This is a genomic window from Pseudoalteromonas sp. MMG013, from assembly GCF_018100885.1.
In the GTDB taxonomy this organism is placed as follows: Bacteria; Pseudomonadota; Gammaproteobacteria; order Enterobacterales; family Alteromonadaceae; genus Pseudoalteromonas; species Pseudoalteromonas aurantia.
In genome coordinates, this window is sequence record NZ_JAGJEE010000016.1 from 42,934 (window position 1) to 58,397 (window position 15,464).

The window sequence follows — 15,464 nt, forward strand, 5'->3', positions numbered from 1 at the left end:
TATTAAAGCTGAGAGAGTTATGGTTGATTTTCCAAACAAAATGAAAGCAATTTTATTGACCGAGGTTGGTCCGGACTTTAAATTGGAGAACGCACAGATACCTATGCCTGTGTGTTGCGACCAAGAAGTGCTGGTGAAAATCGAGTATGTCGGTTTAAATGGTTTGGATGCCAAGTTTGCTCAACAAGGCACACCTTGTTGGCAGTACCCTCGAGTATTTGGATTAGATGCGGTCGGTACTGTTGTTGCTGGGCCCAAAGGTGTGCATCCAGAAGTTGGCACTAGAGTCATGTGGCATAACGATATAGCCAGTGAAGGGGTACTGAGTGAATATGTAAAAGTGCCTAATTTTGCATTGACTGTATTACCGCCAGACATTAACCCAGCAGTTGCAGCTAGTTTACCAACGCCGGGTATGACAGCGCTTATTGCACTCTACAAGCTGCAATTAAATGAGGGCGACACGGTGTTTATTGAAGCTGGAAATACATGTGTTGGACAGTTGGCGATACAAATGGCTAAACAGCAAGGGTTAACAGTTGTCACAACGTCACCTAAACAGTGTAAAACGGCCTTGAAAAAACTCGGAGCAGAACTGGTCATTGATGATAAAGAAAATGATATCGCAGAGAAGATCCAGCAGTACTTTGGTGTTGATAATGTTCAAGGGATCATTGACTTATCAGGTCAAAATACCAATAAATTGCTTGAACTGTTGCAATTTTGTGGCCGCATAAGTTGTGTGTCAGGGCTGGCTAAGCTTGATGAGTCATTGCTCTTTATGAAAGCCCCAAATATTGGCATAGTTTCTCTGCCAGGTGCGTGGTTGGCAAAAAGTATTTGTGCTCAGCAACGGATGTCATTTTTGGGTAATGTTTTGACTGATTATTTACAGCAAGAGCAACTGTGTTTATCTGAAAAAGAGATTATTGCATTTGATGCTGAGAATATTCATTCTGCGTTGTCTGCACGTATGACAGGTACTAGCCACTTTTATCAAGTTGTTAAAGTCGCATAGGTAGTATCATCTTGAAATGTAAGTACATAAAGTACTGTTGTGTGCTTACATCTGCGGGTCTAAAGTGTGTAATGACGTCTTCTACTATTTTGATGGATGCAATATTCAGTATCTAACTGAATTTAATCTAATTTTTTATTTTTATTCTTGACACATTTCTTCAATATTCCTTACAAATTCTCACATTTATTTTGTCAATAATTAGATAAAATACGTTTTATCGGAATATGTTACGACCTTTAAATTTAATTGGTGCCACAAGGGCATCAAATATGTGCTTTATTGTATCTTCTATAGCATGATGTTTTTACGTAACATAGCACTATTGAACATTGAGGATGTTACTTATGAACAAATTACTAGTTGCCGCTTTATTTCTTTTTTCTACATTTAGCTTTGCCGCTGAATCGCCATTTCAGTTGATAAATCAAGTTGGCGACAAAATGTTTGCAGATATTAAGCATGTGAATGCGGATGGAAATGCAGACAGCAGCACCATGAAAAACATTGTTCGAAGTCGGTTGATGCCTCACATTGATGTTAAATTTGTTTCGTTCAAACTATTAGGTAAACATATTAAAGGGCTTAAGCGCGCAGAGGCGGTTGAATTTATTTCTGCCGTTGATAATTATTTGGTTAGCACTTATGCATCGGCTTTGTTGCAATACAAAGGGCAAGAAGTCATATTTGAAGAGTTGCCACTGAGTAAAGAGAGTGACTTTGCAACTGTGAAAGTATTGATTAAAGAACAAGCTGGTCCAGATATTGATATGCATTTTAAGTTTAGGCAAAGTAAAGATGGTTCTTGGAAAGTGTATGATATGGTTGCAGAAGGTATTTCTTTATTGAGTGCAAAACAAAAAGAAATCACAGGAAGAATATCGCAAGTTGGGTTAGCGACAGTGACCAATGAGTTAAAAAGCAAAGTGTAAAAATTTAACTTTCCGACTTAAAGTTAAAGCTAAAGAGCGGCCCGTTTGGGAGCGCTCTTTTTTTGTATTTAAGCTGTGAGTGATTAAAACTCCCTTGGTGAAACAAATGTACCATCTTGGATATTATTAAATGTTTCAGCTGCTAAGTCATCAAGTGGCGCAAGAGACTGACCTCTACTGGTGATTTGATGTGTAACCGGTAATATATCGATGTCTTCAAACCCTGACATTAAAGCAACTTTAGAAAATATATACGCATGCTTAAACTTTCTTTGTTTGAAGAATAGGCTAGTAAGGGAGGTATACACTTCAATATTCGGTTTTTCACCTTCTTTATTGAGCTCAAGTACTCTATAAAGCAAGTTAATGGTTTTTTCGTCATCAAACTTTGCATAATACGAGGCTAAGAATAATTGAATTTCTGGATCCGAGGTGACTTTTGGTGAGTCTTCCATTTTGAGTAGTTTATTCATCGCTGTTTGATTATTGTTGCGAGACCAGTGGTAGTAAAGTAATCCAGGGTGTTTCGTATCGAGAGAATCTTGGTAAATTCGATTCATTTCTTTTAGGCTCGTAAGGTGTCCTTCAACACGTGACGTTGTCTTTTCTTTTAATTTAATATGTTCAATCTTGGCCGCCAAAGAAACACACTCATCATACTTTTCAAATAACTTTAATAATTGATACGCGTTATCATCTGTAGGGTCTTTGTATTCTATATATCGGGCAATTGTTACTTCAGCACGCTGGTCTTTACAATGGCTATCTTTATTTAAATCGGTACAAAAGCCCGGTGTTTCTTTACAAACACGACTCAATGTAAGTGGCTGATCACAAGCCACAAGTAGCAGTGTTGATAAGACAAGGGATTGTCTTAATACCATTTTAGTTTCTCTCTTTCTTCTTATATTTACCATTTTAACGCAATGATTTAATCGGTAACAGTGGAGAATCATAGCAGTTTAAATTAGAATACCGTTGCCCAGAAGGGCTATCCGTTCAAAAAATTGTTTATTAGGCAGAAAAAAATGACCTTATCTCACGAGCAAGAATATCAAAATAGTTGGCAAGAACGCCAAGATTACGCAGAAAACATGCAGCCAATTATTGGCCGTTTATACCGTAATTCAGGTATTGAAATCGCCATCTATGGTCGTCCTCTTGTAAATACCAGTGTTATTGATGTAATTAAAGCACATAAAACAGTGGCACGCTTTGAAGAAAGTAAATTGCGTTTACGTGAAAGCTTCCCGTTCTTAGAAGCGATTAGCAAAATGGACCTCGCACCAGCTCGCATTGATCTTGGTAAATTAGCTTATGCATATATTTACAAGAATGCAGGCGAAGGCCGTTCAATCGAAGAGTATCTTAATGCTGAACTGTCTGAATTATTAAATAAAGGCGATGGCCAGAAACCAAGAGATGTTGTTTTATATGGTTTTGGTCGCATTGGTCGTTTATTGGCGCGCTTATTGATTGAACGTGGCGGCTCTCACGCTGATTTACGCCTTCGTGCAATTGTTGTTCGTGGTGGCCGAGACGGTGACTTAGAAAAACGTGCAAGCTTATTACGCCGTGATTCAATCCACGGTCCGTTCAACGGGTCTATTACAGTCGATCATGAAAAGAAAGCCATTAAAGCAAATGGTAATTACATTCAAATCATCTATGCAAATTCACCAGATGAGGTGGATTACACTAAATATGGTATCGAAAATGCTCTAATTGTAGATAATACCGGTATTTGGAAAGATGAAGATGGTTTAGGGTTACACCTTAAATCGACAGGCGCAGCAAAAGTGTTGTTAACTGCACCTGCCAAAGGTGAAATTAAAAACGTAGTATATGGCGTAAACAACCAAGATATTGCGAGTGAAGATAAAATTGTTTCAGCAGCAAGCTGTACAACCAATGCAATTACACCAGTGCTAAAAGCTATCAATGATAAGTTTGGTATTAAAAATGGTCACGTTGAAACTGTGCATTCTTACACAAATGACCAAAACTTGATTGATAATTACCACAAGGCAGAGCGCCGTGGTCGCAGTGCTGCATTAAACATGGTTATTACTGAAACAGGTGCTGCTAAAGCCGTTGCGAAAGCGTTACCTGAACTTGCAGGTAAACTAACGGGTAATGCAATCCGAGTTCCTACTCCAAATGTATCGATGGCAATCATTAATTTGAATCTAAATTCAGAAACAGATCGTGATGAGTTAAATGGTTACCTACGTGATACGTCATTGTATTCAGACCTACGTGATCAAATTGATTACACTTCATCTACTGAAATTGTATCTACCGACTTAGTTGGTAGCCGCTATGCAGGTGTGGTTGATTCACAAGCGACAATTGTTGATGGTGATCGTGCTGTACTTTATGTGTGGTATGACAATGAATTTGGTTATAGCTGTCAGGTTGTACGTGTAATGCGTGACATGGCTGAAGTTGCATTTCCAAGCTTACCGCGTTAATTTGTAGTTTGTTCGAAAAAGCCAGCATTTGCTGGCTTTTTTAGTTTTTGAACGTGTATGGGTATGATACCCTTGCTGTTGTGTGTTACACAAAACTAACATTTTAGATGTGTATTTATCAAAGTAAGGTTAAACACGACGTTTAGATCTTACATATTGCAAAAAAGACTCAATTTAGGGTAAAGAATGAACATCACTAGTAACTTTGACAGTGGTAATATCAAGGTGATCTCACAACAAGATCCGCTAGATATTCAGCTTGAAATTAATAAGGACCATGAGTCTGATTTTTTCCAATGGTTTCATTTTCGTTTAGAAAGCACACCATTTTTATCTCATAAACTACATATTAACGGCTTAGAAAAATCTGCTTATCCTGAAGGATGGGAAGGTTATCAAGCTGTTGCATCCTATGACCGTCAAACTTGGTTTCGTGTACCAAGTACCTATGAAAATGGTTCATTAGTTATCGATTTTGAACCTGAGTTTTCACATACGTTCTTTGCGTATTTTGCGCCTTATAGTTATGAGCGCCATTTAGATTTAGTTTATTGGGCACAAAGCCACGATATTTGTGAAATTGAGACGTTAGGCGAAACACTTGATGGGCGAGATATCAGTTTGCTAAAAGTGGGAGAACCCAGCGACGATAAGAAAGTGATTTGGATCACCGCACGTCAACACCCTGGAGAGACCATGGCTGAATGGTTTGTCGAAGGTCTACTACATAAATTATTAGATGATGAAGATCCGCATGCAGCTGCTCTATTATCTAAAGCTGTGTTTTATATTGTACCAAATATGAACCCTGATGGCAGTGTTCGCGGCCACTTACGTACCAATGCGAAAGGCGTGAATTTGAATCGTGAATGGGCCACTCCATCGTTAGATAAATCACCTGAAGTATTTCATGTGTTGAATAAAATGCATGAGTCAGGGCTAGATTTGTATCTTGATATTCATGGCGATGAAGCTTTGCCATATAACTTTGTGGCTGGCGGAGAAGGTATTCCAAGTTATGATGCACGTTTAAAAGACTTAGAAGAGTCATTTAAATCAGCATTATTGGCAATTACTCCGGAGTTTCAAGATGAGTTTGGGTATGACAAAGATGCACCGGGTGAGGCTAACTTGACCGTTGCTTCATGTGCCGTTGGTGAAGCATTTAAAGCCTTGGCATATACCATTGAAATGCCATTTAAAGACAATGCCGACCTACCTGACCCATATTATGGATGGTCAGATAGAAGGTCTTATCAATTTGGGCAAGATACGTTAGCAGCTATTGTGAATGTAGTTGATAAATTAAGATAATAATAAAATTTCAAAAGGCAATTCAGCAATGAATTGCCTTTTATGTATAACAACAATGAGGATGAGTCGTGGATGCATTTGGACAACTGCTAGATAATCTAGATGGTTTATTAGGAGGAGCTTTCTGGTTCCCATACGTTTTACTAGGTGTTGGTTTATTTTTTACCATTTACCTGAAATTTCCCCAAATACGTTACTTTAAACACGCCTGCAAGGTCGTTACAGGTAAGTTCGATAAAAAAGACCAAGAAGGAGATACCACGCACTTTCAAGCGTTAGCAACGGCACTTTCTGGTACTGTTGGTACGGGTAACATTGGTGGGGTGGCACTTGCGATTTCAATCGGTGGGCCTGCAGCATTGTTTTGGATGTGGATGACCGCTTTTTTTGGCATGACAACAAAATTTGTTGAAGTGACCTTGTCTCATAAGTATCGAGTGAAGACCGATGATGGCACCATGGCTGGTGGCCCCATGTATTACATGGATCGTCGCTTGAATATGAAATGGTTAGCGGTATTGTTTGCCATAGCCACAGTGATTAGTTCATTTGGTACAGGTAGTTTGCCACAAATCAATAATATAGCTCAGGGTATGGAAGCAACATTTGGTTTTGAACCTTGGCATACTGGTGGTGTTTTGTCTGTGTTATTAGCGCTGGTTATTCTTGGTGGTATTAAACGTATTGCGGCAATCACATCACGCGTAGTACCACTGATGGCTGCTGTTTATATTATTGGTGCTTTAGGTGTGATTTTATATAACATCGAAAATATCGGTCCGTCATTCGCATCTGTATTTGTTGATGCTTTTTCAGGCTCAGCTGCGGCAGGCGGTTTCTTAGGTGCTTCATTCGCTTACGCATTTAACCGAGGTGTTAACCGAGGGTTATTTTCTAATGAAGCGGGGCAAGGTTCAGCGCCAATCGCTCACGCATCGGCAAAAGGCGACGAACCGGTATCGGAAGGCATGGTATCTATACTAGAGCCATTTATTGATACCATCGTGATCTGTACTTTGACAGGATTAGTTATTTTATCGTCTGGCGTATGGACAGAAAAATTTGATACGCACTTTGAACGTTCATCAATGACCATTGTACAAGGCAAGTTTGATGAAAATGAGCCTGCACAACGAGACGCGTTGTATAAATATTTAAATGGCCACACTGGGCATGGCGTCGAGTTGTATAATGGCGGCATTAACGTTGTTCAAGGTCGCGCAGTTAATAATGACTTTACGATTATCCATTCTCGCTCTATTGGCGAAGATATTCGTTTTGGTATTACACCGCGTCACGTTTATACCGGTGTGGTGAAAGTAGAGAATGGTGTACCAGTTGACAATAGTATCAGTATCATGGGTAAATCATTAGTGCATTCTGCGGAGCTTACAACAAAAGCATTTACGCGAGGCTTTTTTGGTGAAAATGGTAAGTACATCGTATCTATTGGCCTATTATTGTTTGCATTTTCAACCGCAATAGCTTGGTCTTATTACGGTGACCGAGCGATGATTTATTTACTCGGTAGTAAATCAGTTATGCCATATCGGGTCTTTTACGTCGCAGGCTTTTTCTGGGCATCATTTGCAGATACGACACTTGTTTGGAAGTTAGCGGCAGTTGCCATTGTGGTTATGACCTTACCTAACTTGTTTGGTATTTTCTTACTCCGCAAAGAGATGAAAGAGTCAATTGACGACTATTGGACTAAGTTCAAAAAAGAAAATCCGCAAGAAAAATAAACTCATGGTGAATGAATGTAATTGAACAAAGACATTCATTAAGAAAACAAGTAAAATGGCGCCTTAGGGGCGCCATTTTTTTGTAGCATTAGGAGTAGTTATTTATGGCAATTGTGCAATGTCCTAGTTGTAATAAATCAATTTCGAGTAAAAGTATGGTTTGCTCTCATTGTCAAACACAATTAGGTGATGTAACTGAAGAACAGTTGGCTCGAATAGCATCAACTAAACGGATTCAGAAACAACAAATGTTTATTAACCATTCTTTTTTGGCGTTGATTTTATTCTTAGGTGGATTTTTATATTTGTATTGGCAGCAGCCCGCAACTGGCACAGTTCAAATGGCACTGACAAAAGCGGCGATTGGCATTGGGTGCTTTTGGTATCTCGTTAATCGTGTGATCTTGGTTTATTTGAAAAAGAAAAAGTAATATGAATATTGATAGCTTAGTTAACAATTTGACCCCAGAATTATTTGAGCGCTTACAATATGGCGCAGCAACAGGAAAGTGGCCTGATGGCACAATTTTGACGCAAGAACAGAAAGAGCAAACGGTGCAGCTGGTTATGCTGTATCAAGCAAAAGTTGCGAAGAGCAACGAACAATTCACCATAAACTCAGAGGGTGAAATGGTTCAAAAATCTAAACGCGAGTTACAGCAAGAATTCAAAGCCCAAAACGAAATAGCTAGGTTCAGTGAACATGATCTTTAAACACCTTTTTACGCCCAAATGGAAACACCCTAAAACGGAAATACGTTTAGCCGCAATCGATAAGTTGGATACAGGTAAAGATGCCAATTTATTACAAACAATTGCATTAGAAGATAGCTCAGCAGAGATCCGTAAAAAGGCACTTCATAAAGTTAACGACTTAGTTTTGTGGTGGCAGGCATATAAGCAAGACCAAAATTTAAAAGATCTTGCAGAGCAACAGATATCCAGTGCGGTATTAAACAGCAATAGCGCATTGTCAAACGACATTCGTAGTGAATACATAGACCGCTATGCGCCGGCTAAGTTTTTAGAAAAATTGGCATTTGCTGAAAAAGAACTGCAAGTTCGATTCAAATTATTGAAGCGTTTAGCGAATGCAAAATTAATTGAAAAAGCCTTTAGAGAAGGCTCTGAAGAATTACAAGTGGTCCTGCTGCCGTTGATTGAACAATATCAACTTGAAAAGTCAGTTTTGAAAGTAGCACAAGGCACTGCCCTTGTACATTTACAAGATTACTTAGAACAGCAGCGTTTAGCGAAAGTTATGCCAAAGCAAGTCGAACAGCAAACGAAAATGGTATTAGCTAAATTGAATGCACTGCGTGATAAAACCAGCTATCAATTAGTAGATGAGACGAGTAAAGCTTTATTTAGTGAATGGCAATGTATTGAATTGAAATGGCTAAGTGAAGAAGATATTAGCATAGTTGATGAAAAGTTTAAGCGTATTAGTGAAAAGCTAAACCATCATATCAGTGCGTTAAAAACTCAATATGATGATGAACAAACAGCTTTATTGGCAAAGCAGCACAAAGCTATGGCATTGGTTGAATTGACTGCGGATATTGATGCCTTTGATATTACATTGACGAATGCATTACAGGCGTTAGATACAGAGCAATCAGTACAATTATCTGCTAAGGTGCTTGAGTTAACAGCCAGCGTAGCTACATCTGAATATCAATCAGATGTGGCGTTCATTACACAGTTTAACCGCATTGAATCGCTACAAAAAGAATTGGCTCGTTTACCTGAGTTAGTGGTTGCTAACTCAGAAATGCAGGAAGCATTAACAGCATTAGCAGCTATTACAGCAACAGACAACTTAGCGGAGTTAGATACGAAACTGGTTGCACAAAAAGCTGCGTATGATGTCTGTAAAAAAGCACTCCAGCCTTTGCCACATTCGCTTCGTCAAGTTGCTTCAGAGAAATTACGGACGATAAGCACAGAGTTTAAAGTCGCAATGGAGCCATTAGTAAATAAGCAAGAAGTGCACTTAAAACAGGCTCGTCGTAAAGGAAAAGACGTACAACGTTTATTAGATCAAGGTCGTTTCAACGTTGCTTTTGGTGTTTTTAATGGCTTTTTAGAAAGTTATGCCGAATTGACAGAACGCAATCAACAAAGTATTGAAAAGGTGCATACCGCTCTTTCAACTGCTTTGGCAGATGCCAGAGATTGGCAGAAATATGCAGCCACGCCAAAACGAGCTGAATTATTACTTGCGCTTGATGAAAAGTTAAAAGAAACGGATGTTGATGCAAAGAAACGCGCAGCAGAAGTTAAGTTACTGCGTACACGCTGGAATGAATTAGGTCGAATTGATACCGACGAAGAGAAGGCTCAGGCTGCGGTATTCGATGAAAAAATTGAATTGTTATTTGCACCGTGTCGTGCACATTTTGCAGAACAAGAATTACAGCGTAAAGCCGCAAAAACTGAACGAACGCAAATAATCGAGCAAATGAGCGAGCTAACCAATGCACCAACGCAGACATCAGATTTTGATTGGCGTCATTTTGAGAGTCAGTTTAATCGACTAGCAAAGGCTTGGCGAAGTGCTGGTAGCGTTGATGGTGCAGCGTATAAAGCACTTAATGAGCAATATCGAGATGCGCATAGTTGTGTGAATGGCATGTTGAAGTCATTTCATCAAGCCAATGCAGCTGCAAAGCAAAAATTAGTAACTCGAGCGCAAGAGTTAGTGTCAAGCGATGAGTTAGCTACAGCTTGCGATGAGCTAAAATCATTACAAAAGCAATGGCAAACACTTGGATTTGCCGGTGCAAAACAAGAGCATACTTTGTGGCAAACATTTAGACAGCATAACGATACGGTATTTTCTTTGCGCAGTGAGCAGTTTAATGCCCAAAAACAACAGCAGGTTGAAGTTGAGAAAACACAGAAAGCTGAGTTAGCGCAAATTTCGGATACACTTGTCGACACCATGTCAGTTGGTGAGCTTCAAGCTGTTAAAGAGCAGGTTGAAACCTTTGATGCCTTACCAAGTGTACGTAAAATTAAAGCAAGCTTAGCTAAAAAAGTTGATTCGATTTTATCGCAAAAGCAAATTCAAAGAGATAAAGAGAAGTTTGTTTCTTTGTTATCGGCACTGGAACAAGGCACAGAGATCCCAAGTCAGTGGTCTTCACCGCATAAACATATTTTAAGTGCAGAGCAGTTACTACTGCGCCTAGAAATATTGAGTAATATTGACTCTCCGACAGAGCAAAAGTCACAAAGAATGAGAGAGCAGGTGGCGTTACTCGATGATAAATTACAAGGTAATTTAGAGTCGTTTGAACAATATTTGACGGCTTATGTGAACGGCGCAGTGGAGACGTTAAATGTTGAAAGGCTGGCATCTGTACTAAAAGCAGACTAGATAATGGGTTAGTATAAGTTTTAATAAAAAAGCGCCTGATAGGCGCTTTTTTATTATGAGAATTGCGCCATGGTTTCAATAATATCTACTTTCTCTGGCAGCTCTTAGTTAATTGTGTCGAGCTTATATTTGCTTGATCATATGAGACTCGATAGGCTCTTTGCATTTAAACAAACGAAAAAAGCGGTTAAATAACGGACTGTGACGACGAACACTGAGATATGGCAGGTAAGTTTAAACGAAGATTTATCTACAATAGAAAAAACGATGACAATTGGAATGGCCACTGAATTGCAAAGATGCTGAGTGTTTGTGATTCTACTTCTCACCTTTTTTGCAGTTATTGAGTGATTTATTGAAAGATCACATGTTTTTCTATGCTTCTCCACAATAAAGCACCAAACAGGTTAAATTCTTAACCCTTTGAATTTAATGTTAACAATTTAATGTGTCTTCTTTACTTTCCACAAAACTCAATAATTTTTGTTTAGAATGTTAATTTTTGGTTGAATTTTGATCGTTTATTCACAATACTGAATTTCGCCTTAGTCATCTGAGGTCTGACATCTGATGTGTTGGTAATATTAGATTTAAATGACAACAACAAACTGAGAATTGATATGAAAAAAAATAAAAGCAGTATCACATTAAGCAGTTTATGCAGCATTATCATTGCGTTGAGTACGAGCTGCTCTGTGATGAGTAAAGAATATAAAACAATCCTAATCCACGGATTACAACCACAACAACTGATCAGTGCGTCTGCGACTAATGTTGAGGCAGATGGGGCATCTTATTGGTCGTCGTATTGGGGGCAAGTGTCAGACGAGCGCATTGACTGGCCGTCATATGAAAGAATTGAAGGAAAAATAGCGACAGACTGGATTTGGCCAAAATTAAAACAGTTCTCTGAGGCGAACTTATGTGACTCTGGTTGTGTACTTGTTACACACTCTACAGGGGATCTGGTGGCACGCTATATTATCGACAATCAAGCAAATTGGTTAAGAAATGCGGGGTTACAGCCTCTCAATATTGTAGCAACATTTGACATTGCAGGAGCCGGTGGTGGTAGTGAGCTTGCTGACATTGCCGTGAGTGCATTAACTGGTGCAGCCTCTTGGAGCTTTGTTATTGATCAAGCATTAACATGGTGGTTAGGCAGTGACGTAACAGAAGCGGTTGGTGTACTTCATGATTTGAAAGTGAACAATGCGCGTAAAATATCGCCTGTACCTGATGATAGAGCGCCCAGGCTTAGATTTGTGGCTGATGGAGATGATTTCTTTGGTGCCACGAAGTTGTTCTTAAAAGGCAGCGATGACGGTGTTGTTGCATTTCACTCTTCATGTGGCGCAAGTCGTGTAGATTCTTTTGGTAGCTGTAGCCGTCATATTGCATCAGATGGTCAGGTGGGTCATCAAGGTAATGGAGTTTCAGGGTTTATGCCGAATCATTATCCAATGTTAATGTCAGACAATTATAGTCATAACTCAATTCGAAATGCAGGCCATAAGGGGAAGGTGACTGTGGCGAATTACGCTGCCAATGTTGGAGGTAAGCAGGTGTCTTTTCAAACATATGATGAAACAACGGGTCATTGGTTTTGGAAGAAGCAGTATCGATTTGTAGCGGACTCCAATAGGCTAAGTGCATCCGAATTAATCTATGACGCAATCCCTTAAAGCTGATAAATCACGCGCTTTGTTGAAGCATATGGCATAGCAAAGCGCATAAAGAGTGCCAGAATATGAAACATTATAAATTAGGCGTTGGAGTTACTGTATGTGTTTTATCGCTATTTTGGTTTTTTACCGATGATAGCCAAGCAAAAAGTAATACAGTCTCTACAAACAATGGTCAAACTCGTGAAAGCTCAGCTGAATCGATAGTACAAATTGTCAATAAAGCAGAGCAACGTCAGGCACAATTAACATCGCATTTTGATGGCAGCATCAAACTTGCCGCAAAGCAAGTGGCTGTCCAGTACGAAGCGGCATTACGCTATCCGCAATACTCTCAGCCACTAACGAGATTTGATGAAGATAGACTAAAACCAAATGCGTTTTATCCACTCTCAATCCCCCTTGATGAGAGTGGAAATAAACTGACAATGCGCTTAGAAAAATATCGATTTGTGTACCCTGACCATATCGAATTAGAGATAGGGGGTGATAATATTGAAAATATTGCGGTGAGTTTGATGGATGTAGAGACAAAAAAGATATTTTCACAACGTACGATTTATGGTGAGCAACTCAATGACAAAATCGTATTTTCGGGCGATAAAAGCTACTCTAGGAATTTACAAATTGTTGCGCATGCTAAAATTAAGCGTAAACAGGTCCCAATTGTGGCGCAAATACAGTACATGCCGCCTAGTGCGAGGTTAGTTGGCTTTGGTGATGCACGGCCAGATGATGATAAAATGAGTATCCCTGCAAAGCTACAAGTTGAGAAAGCAGGCTTATACAGAGTAAGAGCAAACTTATATGCCGCAGGTGAACCTATCGCACATTTGGTCACGAGAGGGCTGTTGCGCAAAGGGCAACAAAGTATTGACCTATCAGCACATTGGTCTGTACTTAATCCAGATATAGAGACTATGACACTGAGCGGGTTTGTGGTTGAGTTAATGTCACCTAGCCCAGCCCAACCGAGTATCTTTGGTGCGAGTGATATAAAAGAGTTTGATATTACAGAATTTGCCTATGATAGCCTGCAACAAACACCTTATGAACCTTTAGCAAAAGAACGTCAAAGCTTAACTTTTTTACAACATTTAGCCGGCAATTCGGAATAAGTCACTGTCTTACCAAAATCATGGAGCAATCTATATTTGGTGAATCGGGGTGGGAAAGCTCAGAGGACAGTGTAATGGTTGTTGGACTACTTAACGCAACATCGTAAGCATTAAGCAGGTTTAATGTAATGCTACGATGTTCGTGTGCTGCGAGTTCTATATAGTCGTGCTCCGTTGGTTTTGCGCGTTTTGCCATCGGACCTTGATAGAGTAGCTCGACACCACTTTGCTCGACATGTAAAAATTGACTCCACCAGCCTTCAAAAGGCGTGTGCCACTTTAGAAACCGAACTGGTTCGTTTGTGGTATTTGTAAATATAAAGGTCACTAAATATTGATTGTCCCCTGACTTTGTTGACTTAATTGTGCAAGTGAGTGAACTATTAGAACCTAAACCAATGAGATTTTTCATGTTCTGATCACACCCACTTGCGAGTAACACCAATCCAACGATAAATGAGCGATACACCATCATATTAATTAAGAGCGTGTTGCCACGCTCCTCCTTTAAATTTAATTTTGCTGCGGAGTATTCTCAGCAAAGTATTCATAACTATCGGCGTTTTCAATCGCTTTCCTAACGTTTGAAATCGCTAAGTTTTTAGCGCCATAGTGCCCATAAGCATGGTCATCGGTTCCTGCAACCGCATTAAAGTGGCTGACTTCATGAATTATAGTCCCTGCTTGTGAATCTGTGCCAGTACGGGACGCATTCCAAAATGCACCACAAAAATACACTTTATAAGGTTGGTTTGGGTATACATATGCAAATGTCCCTGAGCTGGTGCAACCGCAGTCAAATGAAAGCGGCTTATTTTTTATGGCATCTGTGATATCTGAAAAATTCTCTTCAACACGCTCATGGGCCTTGGGTGACCAAAAAGCACCTACGCGTATTGATGGATCACCAAACCATGTTTTGTATCTCGGTGCCGTTTTTAATTGTGTCGTACTGCGGCTACTTAAATAACCAGTCGCACTAGCTGACATGTTTTTGGCACTGCTCCATGCACTATTAATGGTGTTTTTCTGACTATTACTACACGATGTATAAGATGTCGCTAGCGTTTGTGTATTGTATGTCAGAGTGGAGTTTGCAGCGACTGTTTCTGCTATCGGATCACCTGTAACCCAAGTTGAAATTGCAGTAGAGCGCAAAGCTGAATATGCAAAAGGTACCGCATTGTTCTTTAGTGACTGCATATGCTCATTTTGTGGCGCTTTAAATAGATGCAAAGAATTTGCCTGATATTGAACACGATATTCACCTGGGAGTGCAAAATTATAGAGTGAAGAGAGTTCGATTGAGTAGTTAATACTTTGGCCTGGTTTGAGCATTTGGTAATCATTTTCACTCGGTGCTGTGCGCTTGTACAATGCGCCTGTATATTCAACGGGCTCACCATCGCGGGTAATGTTAAATATATTACCTTGTACGCCATCAGCAGCTGTGTACCATTTAAGCACTTTAACTGGGGAGTTGTCATGGTTGGTTAGTACCAGTTCCACATGAATATCACCTTCAGTTGTCAGTAGAGAGCTTAGGAAATTTATTTGGGCAGAAACTTGCGCAGCACTTGCCGTATTAGCCACAAAGATGGCTGAAGAGAGCGCACTTATTAAAAGTCTTCTTTTCATTACTTTATTCCTTTATGTTGTTGTCTCTAGGAATAATAGCAGCGAAGAACAAAAAATAAACAGTATATCGTTTTTTTGTTTGTTTTTTGTTAATTTTTGACTCTTTACTAGTGAGGATTTTATGCAATTGTTGGTGGGGGGAGAAAAAATAGGCG

The 15,464-nt window shown here is 39.5% G+C and carries 13 protein-coding genes; 10 read left to right on the forward strand and 3 right to left on the reverse strand.

Annotation, left to right across the window (positions count from 1 at the left end; all coding sequences use genetic code 11):
- Positions 1–19: 19 nt before the first annotated feature.
- Both J8L98_RS14950 and J8L98_RS14955 read left to right on the forward strand, forming a co-directional pair.
- A complete protein-coding gene (locus J8L98_RS14950) occupies positions 20–1,018 on the forward strand; it encodes a zinc-binding dehydrogenase (protein WP_192506973.1) in 999 nt (332 codons plus the stop codon).
- A gap of 347 nt (positions 1,019–1,365) precedes the next feature.
- On the forward strand, positions 1,366–1,950 hold the full coding sequence (locus tag J8L98_RS14955; RefSeq protein WP_210997058.1) for an ABC transporter substrate-binding protein: 585 nt from the start codon (positions 1,366–1,368) through the stop codon (positions 1,948–1,950).
- An 83-nt stretch (positions 1,951–2,033) separates the two neighbouring features.
- Here the strand turns inward: J8L98_RS14955 and J8L98_RS14960 are convergent, their stop codons facing one another.
- Complete coding sequence (locus tag J8L98_RS14960) at positions 2,034–2,834, reverse strand: DUF2989 domain-containing protein (RefSeq protein ID WP_210997060.1); 801 nt, start codon at positions 2,832–2,834, stop codon at positions 2,034–2,036.
- Positions 2,835–2,978: 144 nt separating this feature from the next.
- Between J8L98_RS14960 and J8L98_RS14965 the strand changes: the two genes are divergently transcribed.
- The 8 genes from J8L98_RS14965 (at position 2,979) to J8L98_RS15000 (ending at position 13,671) form a co-directional block, all read left to right on the forward strand.
- Positions 2,979–4,424: a glyceraldehyde-3-phosphate dehydrogenase gene (locus J8L98_RS14965; RefSeq protein WP_192506976.1), complete on the forward strand. Its 1,446-nt coding sequence runs from the start codon at positions 2,979–2,981 to the stop codon at positions 4,422–4,424.
- Positions 4,425–4,610: 186 nt separating this feature from the next.
- Positions 4,611–5,738: a M14-type cytosolic carboxypeptidase gene (locus tag J8L98_RS14970; RefSeq protein ID WP_210997061.1), complete on the forward strand. Its 1,128-nt coding sequence runs from the start codon at positions 4,611–4,613 to the stop codon at positions 5,736–5,738.
- Positions 5,739–5,806: 68 nt separating this feature from the next.
- Positions 5,807–7,483, forward strand: a complete 1,677-nt coding sequence (locus J8L98_RS14975) for an AGCS family amino acid carrier protein (protein WP_210997062.1) — start codon at positions 5,807–5,809, stop codon at positions 7,481–7,483.
- Between the two features lie 104 nt (positions 7,484–7,587).
- Positions 7,588–7,914 carry a hypothetical protein gene (locus tag J8L98_RS14980; RefSeq protein WP_192506979.1) on the forward strand — a complete coding sequence of 109 codons (327 nt, stop codon included), beginning with the start codon at positions 7,588–7,590 and terminating at the stop codon, positions 7,912–7,914.
- A 1-nt stretch (position 7,915) separates the two neighbouring features.
- Positions 7,916–8,197, forward strand: a complete 282-nt coding sequence (locus J8L98_RS14985) for a DUF1315 family protein (protein WP_192506980.1) — start codon at positions 7,916–7,918, stop codon at positions 8,195–8,197.
- On the forward strand, positions 8,187–10,868 hold the full coding sequence (locus tag J8L98_RS14990) for a DUF349 domain-containing protein (protein WP_210997063.1): 2,682 nt from the start codon (positions 8,187–8,189) through the stop codon (positions 10,866–10,868). Before J8L98_RS14985 ends, J8L98_RS14990 begins: the two co-directional genes overlap by 11 nt.
- 620 nt (positions 10,869–11,488) lie before the next feature.
- The gene (locus tag J8L98_RS14995; RefSeq protein WP_210997064.1) at positions 11,489–12,553 is read left to right on the forward strand and encodes a hypothetical protein; all 1,065 of its coding nucleotides are present in this window, start codon (positions 11,489–11,491) and stop codon (positions 12,551–12,553) included.
- A 65-nt stretch (positions 12,554–12,618) separates the two neighbouring features.
- Entirely contained in the window at positions 12,619–13,671 is a 1,053-nt protein-coding gene (locus J8L98_RS15000; protein ID WP_210997065.1) for a hypothetical protein, read from the forward strand.
- A gap of 1 nt (position 13,672) precedes the next feature.
- Here J8L98_RS15000 and J8L98_RS15005 read toward each other — a convergent pair whose 3' ends face one another.
- Together J8L98_RS15005 and J8L98_RS15010 are read right to left on the reverse strand one after the other, a co-directional pair.
- On the reverse strand, positions 13,673–14,083 hold the full coding sequence (locus J8L98_RS15005; RefSeq protein WP_192506984.1) for a protease: 411 nt from the start codon (positions 14,081–14,083) through the stop codon (positions 13,673–13,675).
- A 101-nt stretch (positions 14,084–14,184) separates the two neighbouring features.
- The gene (locus tag J8L98_RS15010; protein WP_210997066.1) at positions 14,185–15,309 is read right to left on the reverse strand and encodes a M35 family metallo-endopeptidase; all 1,125 of its coding nucleotides are present in this window, start codon (positions 15,307–15,309) and stop codon (positions 14,185–14,187) included.
- Positions 15,310–15,464 lie beyond the last annotated feature (155 nt).

Excerpts from the sequence above, each read along its gene's own strand:
- J8L98_RS14950 (WP_192506973.1), top strand. The coding sequence starts at position 20 with ATGGTTGATTTTCCAAACAAAATGAAAGCAATTTTATTGACCGAGGTT.
- J8L98_RS14955 (WP_210997058.1), top strand. The coding sequence starts at position 1,366 with ATGAACAAATTACTAGTTGCCGCTTTATTTCTTTTTTCTACATTTAGC.
- J8L98_RS14960 (WP_210997060.1), bottom strand. The coding sequence starts at position 2,834 with ATGGTATTAAGACAATCCCTTGTCTTATCAACACTGCTACTTGTGGCT.
- J8L98_RS14965 (WP_192506976.1), top strand. The coding sequence starts at position 2,979 with ATGACCTTATCTCACGAGCAAGAATATCAAAATAGTTGGCAAGAACGC.
- J8L98_RS14970 (WP_210997061.1), top strand. The coding sequence starts at position 4,611 with ATGAACATCACTAGTAACTTTGACAGTGGTAATATCAAGGTGATCTCA.
- J8L98_RS14980 (WP_192506979.1), top strand. The coding sequence starts at position 7,588 with ATGGCAATTGTGCAATGTCCTAGTTGTAATAAATCAATTTCGAGTAAA.
- J8L98_RS14985 (WP_192506980.1), top strand. The coding sequence starts at position 7,916 with ATGAATATTGATAGCTTAGTTAACAATTTGACCCCAGAATTATTTGAG.
- J8L98_RS14990 (WP_210997063.1), top strand. The coding sequence starts at position 8,187 with ATGATCTTTAAACACCTTTTTACGCCCAAATGGAAACACCCTAAAACG.
- J8L98_RS14995 (WP_210997064.1), top strand. The coding sequence starts at position 11,489 with ATGAAAAAAAATAAAAGCAGTATCACATTAAGCAGTTTATGCAGCATT.
- J8L98_RS15000 (WP_210997065.1), top strand. The coding sequence starts at position 12,619 with ATGAAACATTATAAATTAGGCGTTGGAGTTACTGTATGTGTTTTATCG.
- J8L98_RS15005 (WP_192506984.1), bottom strand. The coding sequence starts at position 14,083 with ATGAAAAATCTCATTGGTTTAGGTTCTAATAGTTCACTCACTTGCACA.
- J8L98_RS15010 (WP_210997066.1), bottom strand. The coding sequence starts at position 15,309 with ATGAAAAGAAGACTTTTAATAAGTGCGCTCTCTTCAGCCATCTTTGTG.